Origin of the sequence: Pseudomonas sp. Fl5BN2 (assembly GCF_009908205.1) — a bacterium.
In the GTDB taxonomy this organism is placed as follows: domain Bacteria; phylum Pseudomonadota; class Gammaproteobacteria; order Pseudomonadales; family Pseudomonadaceae; genus Aquipseudomonas.
Window position 1 is genome coordinate 97514 of record NZ_JAAARL010000014.1, and the last position, 15655, is coordinate 113168.

11 protein-coding genes are annotated in these 15655 nt (G+C 61.7%); 8 read left to right on the forward strand and 3 right to left on the reverse strand.

All coding sequences use genetic code 11. The annotated features are described in order from the left end of the window. The first annotated feature begins 26 nt into the window (after positions 1–26). Together metH and GV819_RS20145 are read left to right on the forward strand one after the other, a co-directional pair. Positions 27–3737: a methionine synthase gene (gene metH / locus GV819_RS20140; RefSeq protein WP_161757799.1), complete on the forward strand. Its 3711-nt coding sequence runs from the start codon at positions 27–29 to the stop codon at positions 3735–3737. A 152-nt stretch (positions 3738–3889) separates the two neighbouring features. Next, positions 3890–4111 (forward strand): DUF2970 domain-containing protein, encoded by a 222-nt coding sequence (locus GV819_RS20145; RefSeq protein WP_015636084.1) that lies wholly within the window; start codon positions 3890–3892, stop codon positions 4109–4111. Positions 4112–4118: 7 nt separating this feature from the next. Here GV819_RS20145 and GV819_RS20150 read toward each other — a convergent pair whose 3' ends face one another. Beyond that, positions 4119–5204 (reverse strand): ABC transporter substrate-binding protein, encoded by a 1086-nt coding sequence (locus tag GV819_RS20150; protein WP_161757901.1) that lies wholly within the window; start codon positions 5202–5204, stop codon positions 4119–4121. Positions 5205–5798: 594 nt separating this feature from the next. Here GV819_RS20150 and GV819_RS20155 point away from each other — a divergent pair. Together GV819_RS20155 and GV819_RS20160 are read left to right on the forward strand one after the other, a co-directional pair. Continuing rightward, positions 5799–7457, forward strand: a complete 1659-nt coding sequence (locus GV819_RS20155) for a nitrite/sulfite reductase (RefSeq protein WP_161757800.1) — start codon at positions 5799–5801, stop codon at positions 7455–7457. Next, the gene (locus GV819_RS20160) at positions 7441–7935 is read left to right on the forward strand and encodes a DUF934 domain-containing protein (protein ID WP_161757801.1); all 495 of its coding nucleotides are present in this window, start codon (positions 7441–7443) and stop codon (positions 7933–7935) included. The genes GV819_RS20155 and GV819_RS20160 overlap by 17 nt, the downstream gene beginning before the upstream one ends. A 185-nt stretch (positions 7936–8120) precedes the next feature. Here the strand turns inward: GV819_RS20160 and sohB are convergent, their stop codons facing one another. Beyond that, entirely contained in the window at positions 8121–9146 is a 1026-nt protein-coding gene (gene sohB, locus GV819_RS20165; protein ID WP_161757802.1) for a protease SohB, read from the reverse strand. Between the two features lie 203 nt (positions 9147–9349). Between sohB and GV819_RS20170 the strand changes: the two genes are divergently transcribed. The 3 genes from GV819_RS20170 (at position 9350) to GV819_RS20180 (ending at position 12496) form a co-directional block, all read left to right on the forward strand. After that, on the forward strand, positions 9350–10060 hold the full coding sequence (locus GV819_RS20170) for a histidine phosphatase family protein (protein WP_161757803.1): 711 nt from the start codon (positions 9350–9352) through the stop codon (positions 10058–10060). 50 nt (positions 10061–10110) lie between these two features. Next, positions 10111–10425: an SCP2 sterol-binding domain-containing protein gene (locus tag GV819_RS20175; RefSeq protein WP_011061945.1), complete on the forward strand. Its 315-nt coding sequence runs from the start codon at positions 10111–10113 to the stop codon at positions 10423–10425. A gap of 352 nt (positions 10426–10777) precedes the next feature. Next, positions 10778–12496 (forward strand): hydrogenase maturation protein, encoded by a 1719-nt coding sequence (locus GV819_RS20180; RefSeq protein WP_161757804.1) that lies wholly within the window; start codon positions 10778–10780, stop codon positions 12494–12496. 49 nt (positions 12497–12545) lie between these two features. Here GV819_RS20180 and GV819_RS20185 read toward each other — a convergent pair whose 3' ends face one another. Next, positions 12546–15179, reverse strand: a complete 2634-nt coding sequence (locus tag GV819_RS20185; RefSeq protein ID WP_161757805.1) for an MGH1-like glycoside hydrolase domain-containing protein — start codon at positions 15177–15179, stop codon at positions 12546–12548. Between the two features lie 199 nt (positions 15180–15378). On the opposite strand from GV819_RS20185, the gene GV819_RS20190 reads away from it, so the two are divergent. Continuing rightward, the gene (locus tag GV819_RS20190) at positions 15379–15654 is read left to right on the forward strand and encodes a hypothetical protein (RefSeq protein ID WP_178126046.1); all 276 of its coding nucleotides are present in this window, start codon (positions 15379–15381) and stop codon (positions 15652–15654) included. Position 15655: the final 1 nt, after the last annotated feature.

The following is a 15655-nucleotide window of genomic DNA, read 5'->3' on the forward strand; positions in this document are numbered from 1 at the left end:
CGTAATGGCCCTACCAGGTAGTTCTCATGTCTGACCGCAGTGCTCGCCTCAACGCTCTCCAGCAAGCCCTCAAAGAGCGCATTCTGATTCTTGATGGCGGCATGGGCACCATGATCCAGAGCTACAAGCTCGAAGAACAGGACTACCGTGGCAAGCGTTTCGCCGATTGGCCCAGCGACGTCAAGGGCAACAACGACCTGTTGGTGATCACCCGTCCGGACGTGATCGGTGGCATCGAAAAAGCCTATCTGGATGCCGGCGCCGATATCCTGGAAACCAACACCTTCAACGCCACGCGCATTTCCATGGCCGATTACGGCATGGAAGAACTGGCCTACGAATTAAACGTAGAGGGCGCACGACTGGCGCGCAAGGTGGCCGACGCCAAGACCCTGGAGAACCCGGACAAGCCACGTTTCGTCGCCGGTGTACTGGGCCCGACCAGCCGTACCTGCTCGCTGTCGCCGGACGTCAACAACCCTGGCTATCGCAACGTCACCTTTGATCAACTGGTGGAAAACTACACCGAGGCCACCAAGGGCCTGATCGAGGGCGGCGCCGACCTGATCCTGATCGAAACCATCTTCGACACCCTCAACGCCAAGGCGGCGATCTTTGCCGTGCAGGGCGTGTTCGAGGAACTGGGCGTCGAGCTGCCGATCATGATTTCCGGGACCATCACCGACGCCTCCGGCCGCACCCTGTCCGGGCAGACCACCGAGGCGTTCTGGAACTCCGTGGCCCACGCCAAGCCGATTTCGGTAGGCCTGAACTGCGCCCTCGGCGCCAGCGAACTGCGCCCTTACCTGGAAGAGCTGTCGAACAAGGCCAGCACCCACGTCTCGGCGCACCCCAACGCCGGCCTGCCCAACGAATTCGGCGAATACGACGAACTGCCGGAACAAACCGCCAAGGTCATCGAAGAATTCGCCCAGAGCGGCTTCCTCAACATCGTCGGCGGTTGCTGCGGCACCACGCCGGGGCATATCGGGGCAATCGCCAAGGCTGTGGCCGGCTATGCGCCACGGCAGATTCCCGACATCCCCAAGGCCTGCCGCCTGTCGGGCCTGGAGCCCTTCACCATCGATCGCAGTTCATTGTTCGTCAACGTCGGCGAACGGACTAACATCACCGGCTCCGCACGCTTTGCCCGACTGATCCGCGAGGACAACTACACCGAGGCCCTGGAAGTCGCCCTGCAGCAGGTGGAAGCTGGCGCCCAGGTCATCGACATCAACATGGACGAAGGGATGCTGGATTCGAAGAAGGCCATGGTGACCTTCCTCAATCTGATCGCCGGTGAACCGGACATCTCTCGCGTGCCGATCATGATCGACTCCTCCAAGTGGGAAGTGATCGAAGCCGGCCTGAAATGCATCCAGGGCAAGGGCATCGTCAACTCCATCAGCATGAAGGAAGGTGTCGAGCAGTTCATTCATCACGCCAAACTGTGCAAGCGCTATGGCGCCGCCGTGGTGGTGATGGCCTTTGACGAAAGCGGACAGGCCGACACCGAGGCGCGCAAGAAGGAAATCTGCAAGCGCTCCTACGACATCCTGGTCAACGAAGTGGGCTTCCCACCGGAAGACATCATCTTCGACCCGAACATCTTCGCCGTGGCCACCGGGATCGAGGAACACAACAACTACGCCGTGGATTTCATCAATGCCTGCGCCTACATCCGCGATGAACTGCCCTATGCGCTGACCTCCGGTGGCGTGTCCAACGTGTCGTTCTCGTTCCGCGGCAACAACCCGGTGCGCGAGGCGATCCACTCGGTGTTCCTGCTGTATGCGATCCGCAACGGCCTGACCATGGGCATCGTCAACGCCGGCCAGCTGGAGATCTACGACCAGATCCCACAGGAACTGCGTGACGCCGTGGAGGACGTGATCCTCAACCGCACCCCGGAAGGCACCGACGCCCTCCTCGCCATCGCCGACAAGTACAAGGGCGATGGCAGCGTCAAGGAAGCCGAGACCGAAGAGTGGCGCAGCTGGGAGGTCAACAAGCGCCTCGAGCACGCCCTGGTCAAAGGCATCACCACGCATATCGTCGAAGACACCGAAGAGTCACGCCAGTCGTTCGCCCGTCCGATCGAGGTGATCGAAGGCCCGCTGATGTCTGGCATGAACATCGTTGGCGACCTGTTCGGCGCCGGCAAAATGTTCCTGCCCCAGGTGGTGAAATCCGCCCGGGTCATGAAGCAGGCCGTGGCCCACCTGATCCCGTTCATCGAGCTGGAAAAAGGCGACAAGCCGGAAGCCAAGGGCAAGATCCTCATGGCCACGGTCAAGGGCGACGTGCACGACATCGGCAAGAACATCGTCGGCGTGGTGCTGGGCTGTAACGGCTACGACATCGTCGACCTGGGGGTGATGGTGCCGGCAGAGAAGATCCTGCAGGTCGCCAAGGAGCAGAAATGCGACATCATCGGCCTTTCCGGGCTGATCACCCCGTCTTTGGACGAAATGGTCCACGTCGCCCGTGAAATGCAGCGCCAGGATTTCCACCTGCCGCTGATGATCGGTGGCGCCACCACCTCCAAAGCCCACACCGCAGTGAAGATCGAGCCCAAGTACAGCAACGACGCGGTGATCTACGTCACCGACGCCTCCCGCGCCGTGGGTGTGGCCACGCAGCTGCTGTCCAAGGAACTCAAGGCCGGTTTCGTCGAGAAAACCCGCCTGGAATACATCGAGGTGCGCGAGCGTACCGCCAATCGCAGCGCCCGTACCGAGCGCCTGAGCTACCCCGCGGCCATCGCCAAGAAGCCACAGTTCGACTGGAGCACCTACGCGCCAGTCAAACCGACCTTCACCGGGGCCAAGGTGCTGGACAACATCGACCTCAAGGTCCTGGCCGAATACATCGACTGGACGCCGTTCTTCATCTCCTGGGACCTGGCCGGCAAGTTCCCGCGCATTCTCGAAGACGAAGTGGTGGGTGAAGCGGCTACGGCGCTGTACCAGGACGCTCGGGAAATGCTCGACAAGCTGATCAATGAAAAACTCATCAGCGCCCGCGCAGTCTTCGGTTTCTGGCCAGCCAACCAGGTGCAGGACGACGACCTGGAAGTCTACGGCGAGGACGGCCAGCCACTGGCGCGCCTGCATCACCTGCGCCAGCAGATCATCAAGACCGACGGCAAGCCGAACTTCTCCCTGGCTGACTTCGTGGCCCCCAAGGACAGCGGCATCACCGACTACGTGGGTGGCTTTATCACCACCGCCGGGATCGGCGCCGAGGAAGTGGCCAAGGCCTACCAGGACGCCGGCGACGACTACAACTCGATCATGGTCAAGGCCCTGGCCGACCGCTTGGCCGAAGCCTGCGCCGAGTGGCTGCACCAGCAGGTACGTAAAGATTACTGGGGTTATGCCAAGGACGAGACGCTGGACAACGAAGCGCTGATCAAGGAGCAGTACAGCGGTATCCGCCCAGCCCCGGGCTATCCGGCCTGCCCTGATCACACCGAAAAGAGCACCTTGTTCACCCTGCTCGACCCTGAAGCCAGCGAATACAAAGCCGGGCGCAGCGGCGTATTCCTGACCGAGCACTACGCCATGTTCCCGGCGGCGGCGGTCAGCGGCTGGTACTTCGCCCATCCGCAGGCGCAGTACTTTGCCGTAGGCAAGGTCGACAAGGACCAGGTGCAGAGCTACACCGAGCGCAAAGGCCAGGACCTGGCCGTGAGCGAACGCTGGCTGGCACCGAACCTGGGCTACGACAACTGATAACAGAAAGCGCCGTACCGCCGGTCGCGCCGCTGTAGGAGCGGGAACCGGCTTGCCGACGAAGGTGATCTCAAGGCACCTTCGCTGGCAAGCCAACCGCCCCTGGCGGCATTGTCTATGCTCTGTTGACACTCAACCGTGTCGAGGGATTTATGGACGATCCAAGCAAGGACAATCAACCTCCGACCTTCCTGCAGATGCTGCAAAGCGTGCTGGCTGCAGCCTTCGGCGTGCAAAGCGGGAAAAACCGCGCCCGCGACTTCAGCCACGGCAAGCCCAGTCACTTCATTGTGCTGGGCATTCTGTTTACCACCCTGTTCGTCCTGGTCCTGCTGGGCATTGCCAATCTGGCGATGCACCTGGCCGGGGTCTGAGTCGGCCTTATCGCAGCAGCAGCTGCAGACCGAAGGGATAACGATAGCTGTCTGGCTTGCCTTGGGCGGACAGCTTGCGAAAATCGACCTTGGCGCCCACCTGATCGCCCATCCGCAGCAGTTGCTGCGCCTGGGTGAGGGTCAACGATTGGAACAACGACAACTGCCAATCCGGGCCGCCCAAACGCTTGGCATCCAGCCCCAGAGCATCATCGTGGAGCGCCACCATGGCCCAGCCACCCAGGGTGAAATGCCCCGCGACCAGCACCGATAACTGCCCATCGATCAATGCCTGCAAAGCCTCGGGCGAGCTGTTGACCCCGCTGAACAGCAGGTCCACGCCAGGCTTGCGTCCCAACTCCCGGGCCGCACGCATGGCCCCCAAGGCCATTTCATCGTTGGCCGACCAGACCAGTTGGGTTTGCGGATAACGCCGGAGCAATTGTTCCGCCTGCCGGTAAGCGCGTTCACGACTCCACTCGCCATAGACCAACTGACGCAAATGCACTTGCGGGTGCTCGGCCAAGGCACGGCGCAGGCCCTGCTCGCGCAACTGCGCCGAGGGCGTGACCTTGAGGCCGGAGAACGCCAGCAAGTCGATTGACTGGCCTTCGGGCACCGGTCCGTGCTTGCGCAGCAACTCCTTGAGCATCCGATAACCGGCCTCTTCGTCGTTACCCACCATGCTGCCCATCCAGTCGGAATAGCTGTGCTGGCTCTGCCCGATCAACTCACGCTGGTCCTCGGTCAAAGGGCTGTTGACGATAAACAGCTTGATCCCGGAGCCTTGGGACAATCGCAGGATTTGCGGCGCGATATATTGCTCGTTCACCAAGATCAGGTAATCGGGCTTCGTGGCCGCCTGGAATAGCTCCCGAGCCTGGTCAAGGGTATTTTGCGGATTGCGCTCGGCATACAGAATATGCAGGTCCATTCCCAGATCCCGGGCCGCGGCCTGCATGAATTGCGAATAACTGACCCAGAAAATTTCCGTCGAATTGCCCGGGTTGAGAAACACCACCGACGTCGCCTGAGCTGTCGCCCAAAACGGCAGGCTGAGCCACAACAGACACTTGCACAGAACCTTGAACATCACGAAAAGAGCCCCAGAATTATCCCGGGTAGTATAACTGGCAAAATACTGGCCAACGGCGTCAAATTGTCAGGATTGTCCGACAATCCAGGCTCTTTTTATCCCGGGACTACTGGTGGCTGACCCAAAACACGGCCGTACCCACGACCAGTATGATCAGAAAGAGAATGGCCCAAGCATCAACACTGCTGTCACTTTTCCTAACCTTGGTTGGATGACTCATAGCATCGCCTCTAATAGATTTTGTGGGTGACTGCTCAAAGACAGATCACAGTTAAGCCCAGGATTGCCCCCATCACAAATGTGGGTACTCACAACCCCCTACCGTTAGTCGTTTTGGTTCTTTGCATATACTCAAACATCACTTTTGCGCATAACCGCAAACTGGTATCGTTCGGCGGCTCCGATGGGAGTGCGCGGCCGTGCGCGCAGATTTGCTTACATGGGTGGGGTTGAGCGTGAACCAAGGCAGGACGAGGTGAAACCGGCAACAAGCCGCGATTGACTGCAGTTCAAACGCCCTGAAGAACCTGTTCACCGCAGTATTTGCCAAGTGCGCTCTTGTGCCACCTGTAGCCTGAGAACTGGACCTATATGTACGTATACGACGAGTACGATCAGCGGATCATCGAGGACCGCGTCAAGCAGTTCCGTGATCAGACCCGACGCTATCTGGCAGGCGAGCTGAGCGAAGAAGAATTCCGCCCCCTGCGCCTGCAGAATGGCCTCTATATCCAACGTTTTGCCCCGATGCTGCGGGTCGCCGTGCCCTATGGCCAGCTGACTTCGCGCCAAGCGCGGATGATGGCCAAGATCGCCCGCGACTACGACAAGGGCTATGCGCACATCAGCACCCGGCAGAACGTACAGTTCAACTGGCCGGCCCTGGAAGACGTGCCGGACATCCTCGCCGAACTGGCCACCGTGCAGATGCACGCGATCCAGACCAGCGGCAACTGCCTGCGCAACGTCACCACCGATCAGTTCGCCGGTGTTGCTGCGGACGAACTGATCGACCCGCGCCCCTGGTGCGAGATCGTCCGCCAGTGGACCACCTTCCACCCCGAGTTCGCCTATCTGCCGCGCAAGTTCAAGATCGCCATCAACGGCTCGACCTCTGACCGTGCGGCCATCGAAGTCCACGACATTGGCCTGGAGCCGGTGTACAACGCCGCCGGCGAGCTGGGTTTCCGTGTGCTGGTCGGTGGCGGCCTGGGCCGTACCCCGGTGGTCGGTGCCTTCATCAACGAGTTCCTGCCGTGGCAGGACCTGTTGAGCTACCTCGATGCGATCCTGCGGGTCTACAACCGCTACGGTCGTCGTGACAACAAGTACAAGGCGCGGATCAAGATCCTGGTCAAGGCCCTGACCCCCGAAGTGTTCGCCGAAAAGGTCGACGCCGAGATGGTCCACCTGAAAGGCGGCCAGACCACCCTGACCGAGGCCGAAGTGCATCGCGTGGCCAAGCATTTCGTCGATCCGGACTACCAGTCCCTGAGCAATCAGGACGCCGAGCTTGCGACTCTTGACCAGGAGCACCCGGGTTTTGCCCGCTGGCGCGTACGCAACACCCTGGCCCACAAGAAGCCGGGTTATGTTGCCGTGACCCTGTCGCTCAAGCCTACCGGCGTAGCACCGGGGGATGCCACCGACAAACAGTTCGACGCCATCGCCGACCTGGCCGAGCGCTACAGTTTTGGCCAGCTGCGCACCTCCCATGAACAGAACGTGATTCTCGCCGACGTCGAGCAAAGCCAACTGTTCACCCTCTGGGGCGAGTTGCGTGAAAACGGCTTCGCTACGCCGAACATCGGCTTGCTGACCGACATCATCTGCTGCCCGGGGGGCGACTTCTGCTCCCTGGCCAACGCCAAGTCGATCCCGATTGCCGAGTCCATCCAACGTCGCTTCGACGACCTGGACTACCTGTTCGACATCGGCGAACTGGACTTGAACATCTCCGGCTGCATGAATGCCTGTGGTCACCACCACGTCGGCCACATCGGCATCCTCGGTGTCGACAAGAAAGGCGAGGAGTTCTATCAAGTGTCCCTGGGCGGCAGTGCCAGCCGTGATGCCAGCCTGGGCAAGATCCTCGGCCCGTCCTTCGCCCAGGACGCCATGCCCGACGTAATCTCCAAGCTGATCGATGTGTACGTCGAACAACGCACTGAAGACGAGCGCTTCATCGACACCTACCAACGTATTGGCATCGACCTCTTCAAGGAGCGCGTCTATGCAGCGAATCATTAAGAACAACGAGGTCATCGACGAAACCTGGCACCTGCTGCCCAAGGATTCGACCCTCGACGGCATCTCCAACTGCGACGACCTGATCGTGCCGCTGGCCCTGTGGCGCGAGCATGCTCACGCCCTCAAGGCCCGCGACGGCGGCCTGGGTGTGTGGCTGGATGCGGATGAAGAAGCGGAAGAGATCGGCGACGACGTTGACCAGTTCCAGGTCATTGCCCTGAACTTCCCGGCCTTCACCGATGGCCGCAACTACTCCAACGCCCGCCTGCTGCGCGACCGTTATCGCTACAAAGGCGAATTGCGGGCAATTGGCGACGTGCTGCGCGACCAACTGTTCTACCTGCACCGCTGCGGCTTCGACGCCTATGCCTTGCGAGCCGACAAGGACCCGTACGAAGCCCTGGAAAGCCTCAAGGACTTCTCGGTGACTTACCAGGCCGCCACCGACGAACCGCTGCCGCTGTTCCGTCGTCGCTAATTCCAAGCGCCAACAAAAAGCCCTGAACCGGTCTCCCGGTTCAGGGCTTTTTTGTATCCGCCTCTCCCTCCGACCGTAGGAGCCGGCTTGCCGGCGAAGGGGCCTTCGAACCTTGCACAAACCTTGCGACCGCCTTCGCTGGCAAGCCAGCTCCTACAAAGCCGGCTTCTACAAGGCCAGCGGGGTTACCAGAAGCGCTGCTGGGTCAGGCGACTCCACCAGGTCAGCAGCACACGGTCGATGGACCCGCTGGCCGCCAGCCCCACGCGCTCCTGCAGGCTCTTGCGCTCGGCATAGTGCAAGTGGAAGACCTCGGCGCTCTTGGCCTTGTCCGCCAGGTATTCGTCGCTGGTCTGCAACTCGTCCACCAGCAGTTTTTCCTGCGCCGCCACACCCAGCCAGACTTCACCGGTAGCCACTTCATCAATGGCCAGTTGCGGGCGATAACGCGATACGAAGTTCTTGAACAATTGATGGGTCACGTCCAGGTCTTCCTGGAACTTCTCCCGGCCCTTCTCGGTGTTTTCGCCAAACACCGTCAGGGTGCGCTTGTACTCGCCGGCGGTGAGCACTTCGAAATCGATATCGTGCTTCTTCAGCAGGCGATTGACGTTGGGCAGCTGCGCCACCACACCGATGGAACCGAGGATGGCAAACGGCGCACTGATAATTTTCTCGCCGATACAGGCCATCATGTAGCCGCCGCTGGCCGCGACCTTATCGATGCACACCGTCAGCGGCACCCCGGCCTGGCGGATACGCGCCAGTTGCGACGACGCCAGACCATAGCTGTGGACCATGCCGCCACCGCTTTCCAGGCGCAGCACTACCTCATCCTTGGGTGTGGCCAGGCTCAACAAGGCGGTAATCTCATGGCGCAAGCCTTCCGTCGCCGAAGCCTTGATATCGCCATTGAAGTCCAATACGAACACTCGGGACTTGACCTCGGCGGGTTGCTTCTTCTGCTTCTTCTCGCTCTTGCCCTGGGCCTTGCGCAAGGCCTTGAGTTGATCCTTGTCCAGCAGGCTCTGCTCCAGGCGCTCACGCAGGTCCTTGTAGAAATCATTCAGCTTGCTGACTTGAAGCTGCCCGGTACCCTTGCGCCGGCCCTTGCTGCGCAGCGCAGCGGCGGTGATCAGCACCACCAGGATGGCGGCCACCAAGGTCACGGTCTTGGCCAGGAAACTGGCGTATTCGGCAAAAAACTCCACAGGGACTCCTCAAACATGGACCGCTGCCAACCAGCAGCGCAATGGGCTCAAGCATACCGGCGCGACCGGTCGGCCACCAGTCGCGAAACCTTGTGTAACCATGCTCCAAGAATCATTTCAAACAAGCGTATGTTTTTTCATTGACAGCTCACCGGCATCCTCATAACCTCGCAAAACTTTCAACGTACCGGGATGATGCGGACGTGGGCAGCATCTACTTGATTCGACATGGCCAGGCCTCTTTCGGTACAGACGATTATGACGTGCTGTCACCCACCGGCGTGCGTCAAGCCGCAGTGCTCGGTGAGCATCTGGCAGCCCTCGGAGTCAATTTCGATCGTTGCCTGTCCGGTGACTTGCGCCGTCAGCAGCACACCGCGCAGACCACCATGGAACAGATGGGCGCTGCCGGCATGACCAGCCCCAAGCTGGAAATCGACCCGGCCTTCAACGAATTCGATGCCGACGCCATCATCCGTGGCCTGCTGCCCGACCTGCTACCGCAGGAGCCCGAAGCCCTTAACATCTTGCGCAACGCCGCGCAGCACCGCGCCGAGTTCCAACGCATCTTCGCCCTGATCATCCAGCGCTGGCTGGCCGGCACCTACGATCCACCGGGCCTGGAAAGCTGGCTGGGCTTCGTCGAGCGGGTCCAGGGTGGCCTGCAACGGATTCTCGAAGCAGCGGACAATCAACAGAAAATTGCGGTATTCACCTCGGGTGGCACCATCACCGCCCTGCTCCACCTGATCACCCGGATGCCTGCCCAGCAGGCCTTCGAATTGAACTGGCAAATCGTCAACACCTCGCTCAACCAGCTGAAATTCCGCGGTCGCGAGGTGTCCCTGGCTTCCTTCAACGGTCATGCGCATCTGCAACTGTTGAAGGCCCCGGAGCTCATCACCTTTCGTTGAGCCCGGCTTACTGTGACCCTTGTGTAATCACCCCATAAAAGGATCGAACCATGACCTCCGTAGCAGACGCCGTACAAGCCATGCAAGCCAAGTTCAACCCAGCTGCCGCTGCCGGCCTGGACCTGGTTTTCGGTTTCCGCATCGATGACTCCAAGCATTTCTCGCTGGTAGTCAAGGACAGCACCTGCGAACTCAAAGAAGGCGAGAACCCAGACGCCCAAGTCACCCTGGTGATGGATGGCGAGACCCTGGACGGCATCGTCAGCGGCGAAACCGACGGCATGCAAGCCTTCATGGGCGGCAAACTGCGCGCCGAAGGCGACATGATGCTGGCGATGAAACTCAGCGAGCTGTTCCCAGCCTAAGACCCCTCCGGTCAGGCTGCACCCGAATCCCGCCCCTGTGGCGGGATTCGTCGTTTCTGCAGGTCATGTTTTGGCTCCCGCTCCCTCGGCCACCCTGCGGCGGAAAACCGGGACACGGCAGTGCGGCAGACCCGCTGCCAATACCAGGTCTGGCGCCTGCTGCGCAGAGTTCCCTTACCGCAAAACTGCCAAATAGAGCCGTTGAGCGCCTGATCCGCACGTCGACTCGCTTGATTGATCTCGGTCAGGTATTGCTCGTCAACACCCCTCTACTCTTGCGCCTTCATCGCGGCCAGGGACGGCTCAGTCGAAACCTGTGGCACCCCGCGCTCACTCACGGAAGAGTCTGTTTATGCGATCCCTGAAGATCATCCTGCTATCCACCGCCTTCAACGGCCTGACCCAACGCGCCTGGCTCGACCTGCGCCAGGCCGGGCACCGCCCCAGCGTAGTGCTGTTCACCAACGAGGAGGAAGTCTGCCGGCAGATCGAAGAGGCCGAAGCCGACCTGGTGATCTGCCCCTTCCTCAAGGACCGGGTACCGCAACAGCTGTGGAGCCACCCCAAACGCCCGGTGGTGATCATCCACCCGGGTATTGTCGGCGACCGCGGCGCCAGTGCCCTGGACTGGGCCATCAGCAAGGAACTCAAGCGCTGGGGCGTCACCGCGTTGCAGGCAGTAGAGGAAATGGACGCCGGGCCGATCTGGTCGACCCACGAATTCAACCTGCCCGCCGGGCTGCGCAAATCCGAGCTGTACAACGGCCTGGTGAGCGACGCCGCAATCCACTGCATCCGCGACGTAGTGGAGAAATTCCGTAGCGGCTTCACCCCCGTCCCTCTGGACTACAGCAACCCCTCGGTACTCGGGTGCCTGCAACCGAACATGAAACAATGCGACCGTACCTTCAGCTGGCACGATTGCGCGCACTTCATCAAGCGCAGCATCGACGCCGCCGACGGTCAGCCCGGGGTCCTCGCCAGCCTCGCCGGCGGCCAGTACTACGTGTACGACGCCCACCTGGATTCACGCAGCGGCCTACCGGGACAACTGCTGGCGGTACACGATGACGCGGTCCTGGTGGCCTGCGGCGATCACAGTTTGTGGATCGGTGCCCTGCGGCTCAAACCCCAGCCCGGTGAAGAAACCTTCAAGCGTCCCGCCCGCCACGTGCTGGCCGAACGCCTGAACGAGGTGCCGGTACTCGACTGGTCGGTGGCCAGCACCCCGTTCAGCACCGAGGCCTATCAGCCGATCCGCTACCGTGAATCCGGCAAGGTCGGCGAGCTGACCTTCGAGTTCTACAACGGCGCGATGAGCACCGAACAATGCCAGCGACTGGTCGAGGCCCTGCGCTGGGTCAAGGCCCGCGACACCGAAGTACTGCTGGTGCGCGGCGGTCGCGGCGCATTCTGCAATGGCGTGCACCTCAACGTGATCCAGGCCGCCGAAGTGCCAGGCCTGGAAGCCTGGGCCAACATCCAGGCGATCGACGATGTCTGCCTGGAACTGCTGACGGCGCGCCAATTGGTGGTCAGCGGCCTGACCGGCAATGCCGGGGCCGGCGGGCTGATGCTTGGCCTGGCGGCGGACGTGGTCCTGGCCCGTGCCGACACCGTGTTCAACCCCCACTACAAGAGCATGGGCCTGTACGGCTCGGAATATTGGACCTACAGCCTGCCCCGCGCCGTCGGCCAGCCAATGGCCCTGGAGTTGACCGAAGCCTGCCTGCCGGTCAGCGCCCTCCAGGCCTTGCAGATGGGCATGGTGCAAGAGCTCGGCCCACGTGACCCGGACGAATTCGGCCTGTGGTTGCTACAACGGGCCAACGCAGTGATCAACGATCCGAGCTACCAGCACCTGCGCCAGCGCAAGCTCGACGCCGATCCGCAACTGATGCAGCACTGCCGCAATGCCGAGCTGGAGGAAATGCACATGGACATGGTGCAGAACCGCAAGGGCTTCGCCGAGAAATGCCATAACTTCGTCTACAAGCGCAAAACCTGCCGCACCCCGGAGCGGCTGATCGAGGACTGGGCCAAATCCCGGGAAGTGGCCCTGGTAGACTGATCCCGCTCGACTGCCCAACCTGATCACCGCCCGGCTTGACCGGGCGGTTTCATTGGCCCGGCTGCAACAGCAACGCCACCAGCGCGGTCCAGCCGGTCTGGTGGCTAGCCCCCAGGCCGCGCCCGGTTTCACCATGAAAATACTCATGGAACAGCACCAGCTCGCGATCCTCGGCATCCACCTGCAATTGCGGGTAGCCACTCATGGACGGCCGTCGCCCCTCCTCATCCCGCAGAAACAGGCGCGTCAAACGCTGACTCAGCCCGTCAGCCACCTCCTCCAGGGACGCCAGATAACCGGAACCTCGCGGGTACTCCACCGAGAAGTTGACGTCGTAGTAACGATGAAACTCCCGCAGGGATTCAATCAGCAGGTAATTGATCGGCATCCACAACGGTCCGCGCCAGTTGGAGTTGCCGCCATACAGCCGTGAGTCGGATTCCGCCGGCTCGTAGCGAGCACACAACTGCTTGCCGTCCACCTGCATGATGAACGGCTGCTCGAAGGCCTTGGACAGAGAACGGATACCGAACGCCGAGAGGAACTCGCTTTCATCGAGCATGCGTTTGAGCAGGTCCTTGGTACGCTCGCCCCGCAGCAGTGCCAGGAGCATGCGATTGCCCTTGCCGGGCTCGTACCAGCGCGACACCAGGCTCGCCAGGTCCGGACGGTGGTGCAGGAAGCCCAGCAAGCGCTGGGCCAGCCCCGGCAAATTTTCGTGCTCGTGCTGCTCCAGAACCTGCACCGCGAACAGCGGCATCAGGCCGACGATGGAGCGCAGCCGCAGCGGCTCGTTCTGCCCATCGGGGCGATGCAGCACGTCATAAAAGAACTGGTCCTGCTCATCCCACAAGCCCTCGGCACTTTCATCCACGCGGTTGATGGCCCCGGCGATATAGAGGAAGTGCTCGAAGAACTTCACCGCGATGTCCACGTACACGCCATTGCGCTTGGCCAGTTCCAGGGCGATGCGCATCAGGTCCAGGGCATAGGCCGCGACCCAGGCGGTGCCGTCGGCCTGATCCAGGGTGAAACCTTCAGGCAAGGCGGCGGAGCGATCGAACAGGGCGATATTGTCCAGCCCCAGAAAGCCGCCCTGGAACAGGTTGCGGCCCTCGGCGTCCTTGCGGTTGACCCACCAGGAAAAATTCAACAGCAGCTTGTGGAAGATCCGTTCGAGGAAGTCCAGGTCGCCCTCGCCGCTCAGGGCCTTTTCCTGCTGGTAGACCCGCCAGCAGGCCCAGGCATGCACCGGCGGATTGGCATCGTCGAAGCGCCACTCGTAGGCCGGCAGCTGGCCATTGGGATGCATGAAGCGATCCTTCACCAGCAACAGCAGTTGCTGCTTGGCGAAGGCCGGGTCGATCAGGGCGAAGGCCACGGCCTGGAAACCCAGGTCCCAGGAGGCGTACCAGGGGTACTCCCAGGTATCGGGCATGGAGACGATGTCGCAGTTGGACAGGTGCCGCCAATGGGTGTTGCGCAGATGCTCGCGCTCGCTGGGGGGCGCCGGCTGACCGGGGTCGCCGTCCAGCCACTGGTTGACGTCGAAGTAGTACAGCTGCTTGGACCACAGCAACCCCGCCAGGGCCTGACGCTGGACATTGCGCCCATCGGCGCTGGTGATGCCCTGCTGCAACGCCGCGTAGAATTCATCAGCCTCGCGCCGACGCTGCTCGAACAGATTGCGGGCGCCGACCGGTTCACTGCCCGCCGGAGCAAAGCGCAAGAACAGGCGCTGGCTCTCGCCGCCCGCCAACTCCAGGACAAAGTGCGCCGCCACCCGAGTACCACCATCGAAGCTCACAGCACTGGCCTGACCGTCCACCAGGTAGTCGTTGATGCCGTCCTTGAACGGCCCCGGTGACGCCAGCCCGTCCAGCTTGGGGAAGTTGCTGTCGTTATTGCAGAACAGCCACTGGCAGGGCTCGGCGCTCCAGGCGGTGATCTGCCGGTCGGGCAGTTGCCCGTGTCGCGCCAGCACCTTGTCACCCTCCAGGCGCAGGCTTGGCCGCGGCTCGTCGCCGCCCCAGCTCCAGGTGTTGCGCGCCCAGACCTGGGGCAGCACCCGCAGCCGCGCCGGCTGGTGGAAACGGTTGTGCACGGTGATGTGCATGAAGATGTCATCGGCCGTGTGCTTGGCGTACTCCACCGTCACGTCGAAGTAACGGTTGTCCTCGAAGACCCCGGTATCGAGGATCTCGTACTCGGTATCGTTCAGGCCGCGACGGGCGTTTTCCGCCACCAGGTCGGCGTAGGGAAAAGCGGCGTGGGGGTACTTGTAGAGCATGCGCATGTAGGCATGGCTGGGCACCCCGTCGAGGTAGAAATACAGCTCCTTGACGTCCTCGCCGTGATTGCCCTCAGCGTTGTTCAGGCCGAACAGACGCTCCTTGAGAATGCTGTCGTGTTCATTCCACAGCGCCAGCCCCAGGCACCAGTGCTGGGCCTTGTCGGAAAACCCCGCCAGGCCATCCTCACCCCAGCGGTAGGCGCGGCTGCGGGCATGATCGTGGGGGAAATACTTCCAGGCGTCGCCGTCGGCGCTGTAGTCCTCGCGCACCGTGCCCCACTGCCGCTCGCTGAGGTAGGGGCCCCACTGGCGCCAGTGCTCGGCCTCGCTGCCTTGCAGGCGCCGGCCTTCAACGGTACCGAGAATGCTGGTGGTGGATTTTGCCGGCATGGGAGGTGTCCTTGGCCATGGAGGTGACCTGCAGTGTAGGAGCGGCCTGGCGCACCGCCCCATGACAAATGTTTCACGGTGCGAAGGCCCGAGGCCGTGAAAAACCCACGACAAGTTCGGGCCAGAGCCATTGCGGCTAAATTTCCCGCCCCAGGCTCGTTATAATCGGCAACCCTTTTATGGCAATGCGGATTCAATGATGTTCAGTTGCAAAGCGTTTTTTCCGGGAGTGCTGCTGGTGGCCGCCTTCTCGGCCCAGGCCGAAGGCCTTGACCTGAGCTACCCGCAGCCCCCGTTGCCGGCCACCCCCAGCCAGGCCCCGGCGCCCCAGAGCGACACACCGAAGCTCAAGCTGCAGTTCAAGCCGGCCATCAGTTACGAGCACAGTTGCAGCGGGCAGTGCACCTACGAAACCAATATCGACTCACTGCACGACCGCGAAACCCGCCACAGTGCCAGCGTGGGCCTCGACTGAA

Excerpts from the sequence above, each read along its gene's own strand:
- GV819_RS20145 (WP_015636084.1), top strand. The coding sequence starts at position 3,890 with ATGGACGATCCAAGCAAGGACAATCAACCTCCGACCTTCCTGCAGATG.
- GV819_RS20150 (WP_161757901.1), bottom strand. The coding sequence starts at position 5,204 with ATGTTCAAGGTTCTGTGCAAGTGTCTGTTGTGGCTCAGCCTGCCGTTT.
- GV819_RS20155 (WP_161757800.1), top strand. The coding sequence starts at position 5,799 with ATGTACGTATACGACGAGTACGATCAGCGGATCATCGAGGACCGCGTC.
- GV819_RS20160 (WP_161757801.1), top strand. The coding sequence starts at position 7,441 with ATGCAGCGAATCATTAAGAACAACGAGGTCATCGACGAAACCTGGCAC.
- GV819_RS20185 (WP_161757805.1), bottom strand. The coding sequence starts at position 15,179 with ATGCCGGCAAAATCCACCACCAGCATTCTCGGTACCGTTGAAGGCCGG.
- GV819_RS20190 (WP_178126046.1), top strand. The coding sequence starts at position 15,379 with ATGTTCAGTTGCAAAGCGTTTTTTCCGGGAGTGCTGCTGGTGGCCGCC.
- metH (WP_161757799.1), top strand. The coding sequence starts at position 27 with ATGTCTGACCGCAGTGCTCGCCTCAACGCTCTCCAGCAAGCCCTCAAA.
- GV819_RS20180 (WP_161757804.1), top strand. The coding sequence starts at position 10,778 with ATGCGATCCCTGAAGATCATCCTGCTATCCACCGCCTTCAACGGCCTG.
- GV819_RS20175 (WP_011061945.1), top strand. The coding sequence starts at position 10,111 with ATGACCTCCGTAGCAGACGCCGTACAAGCCATGCAAGCCAAGTTCAAC.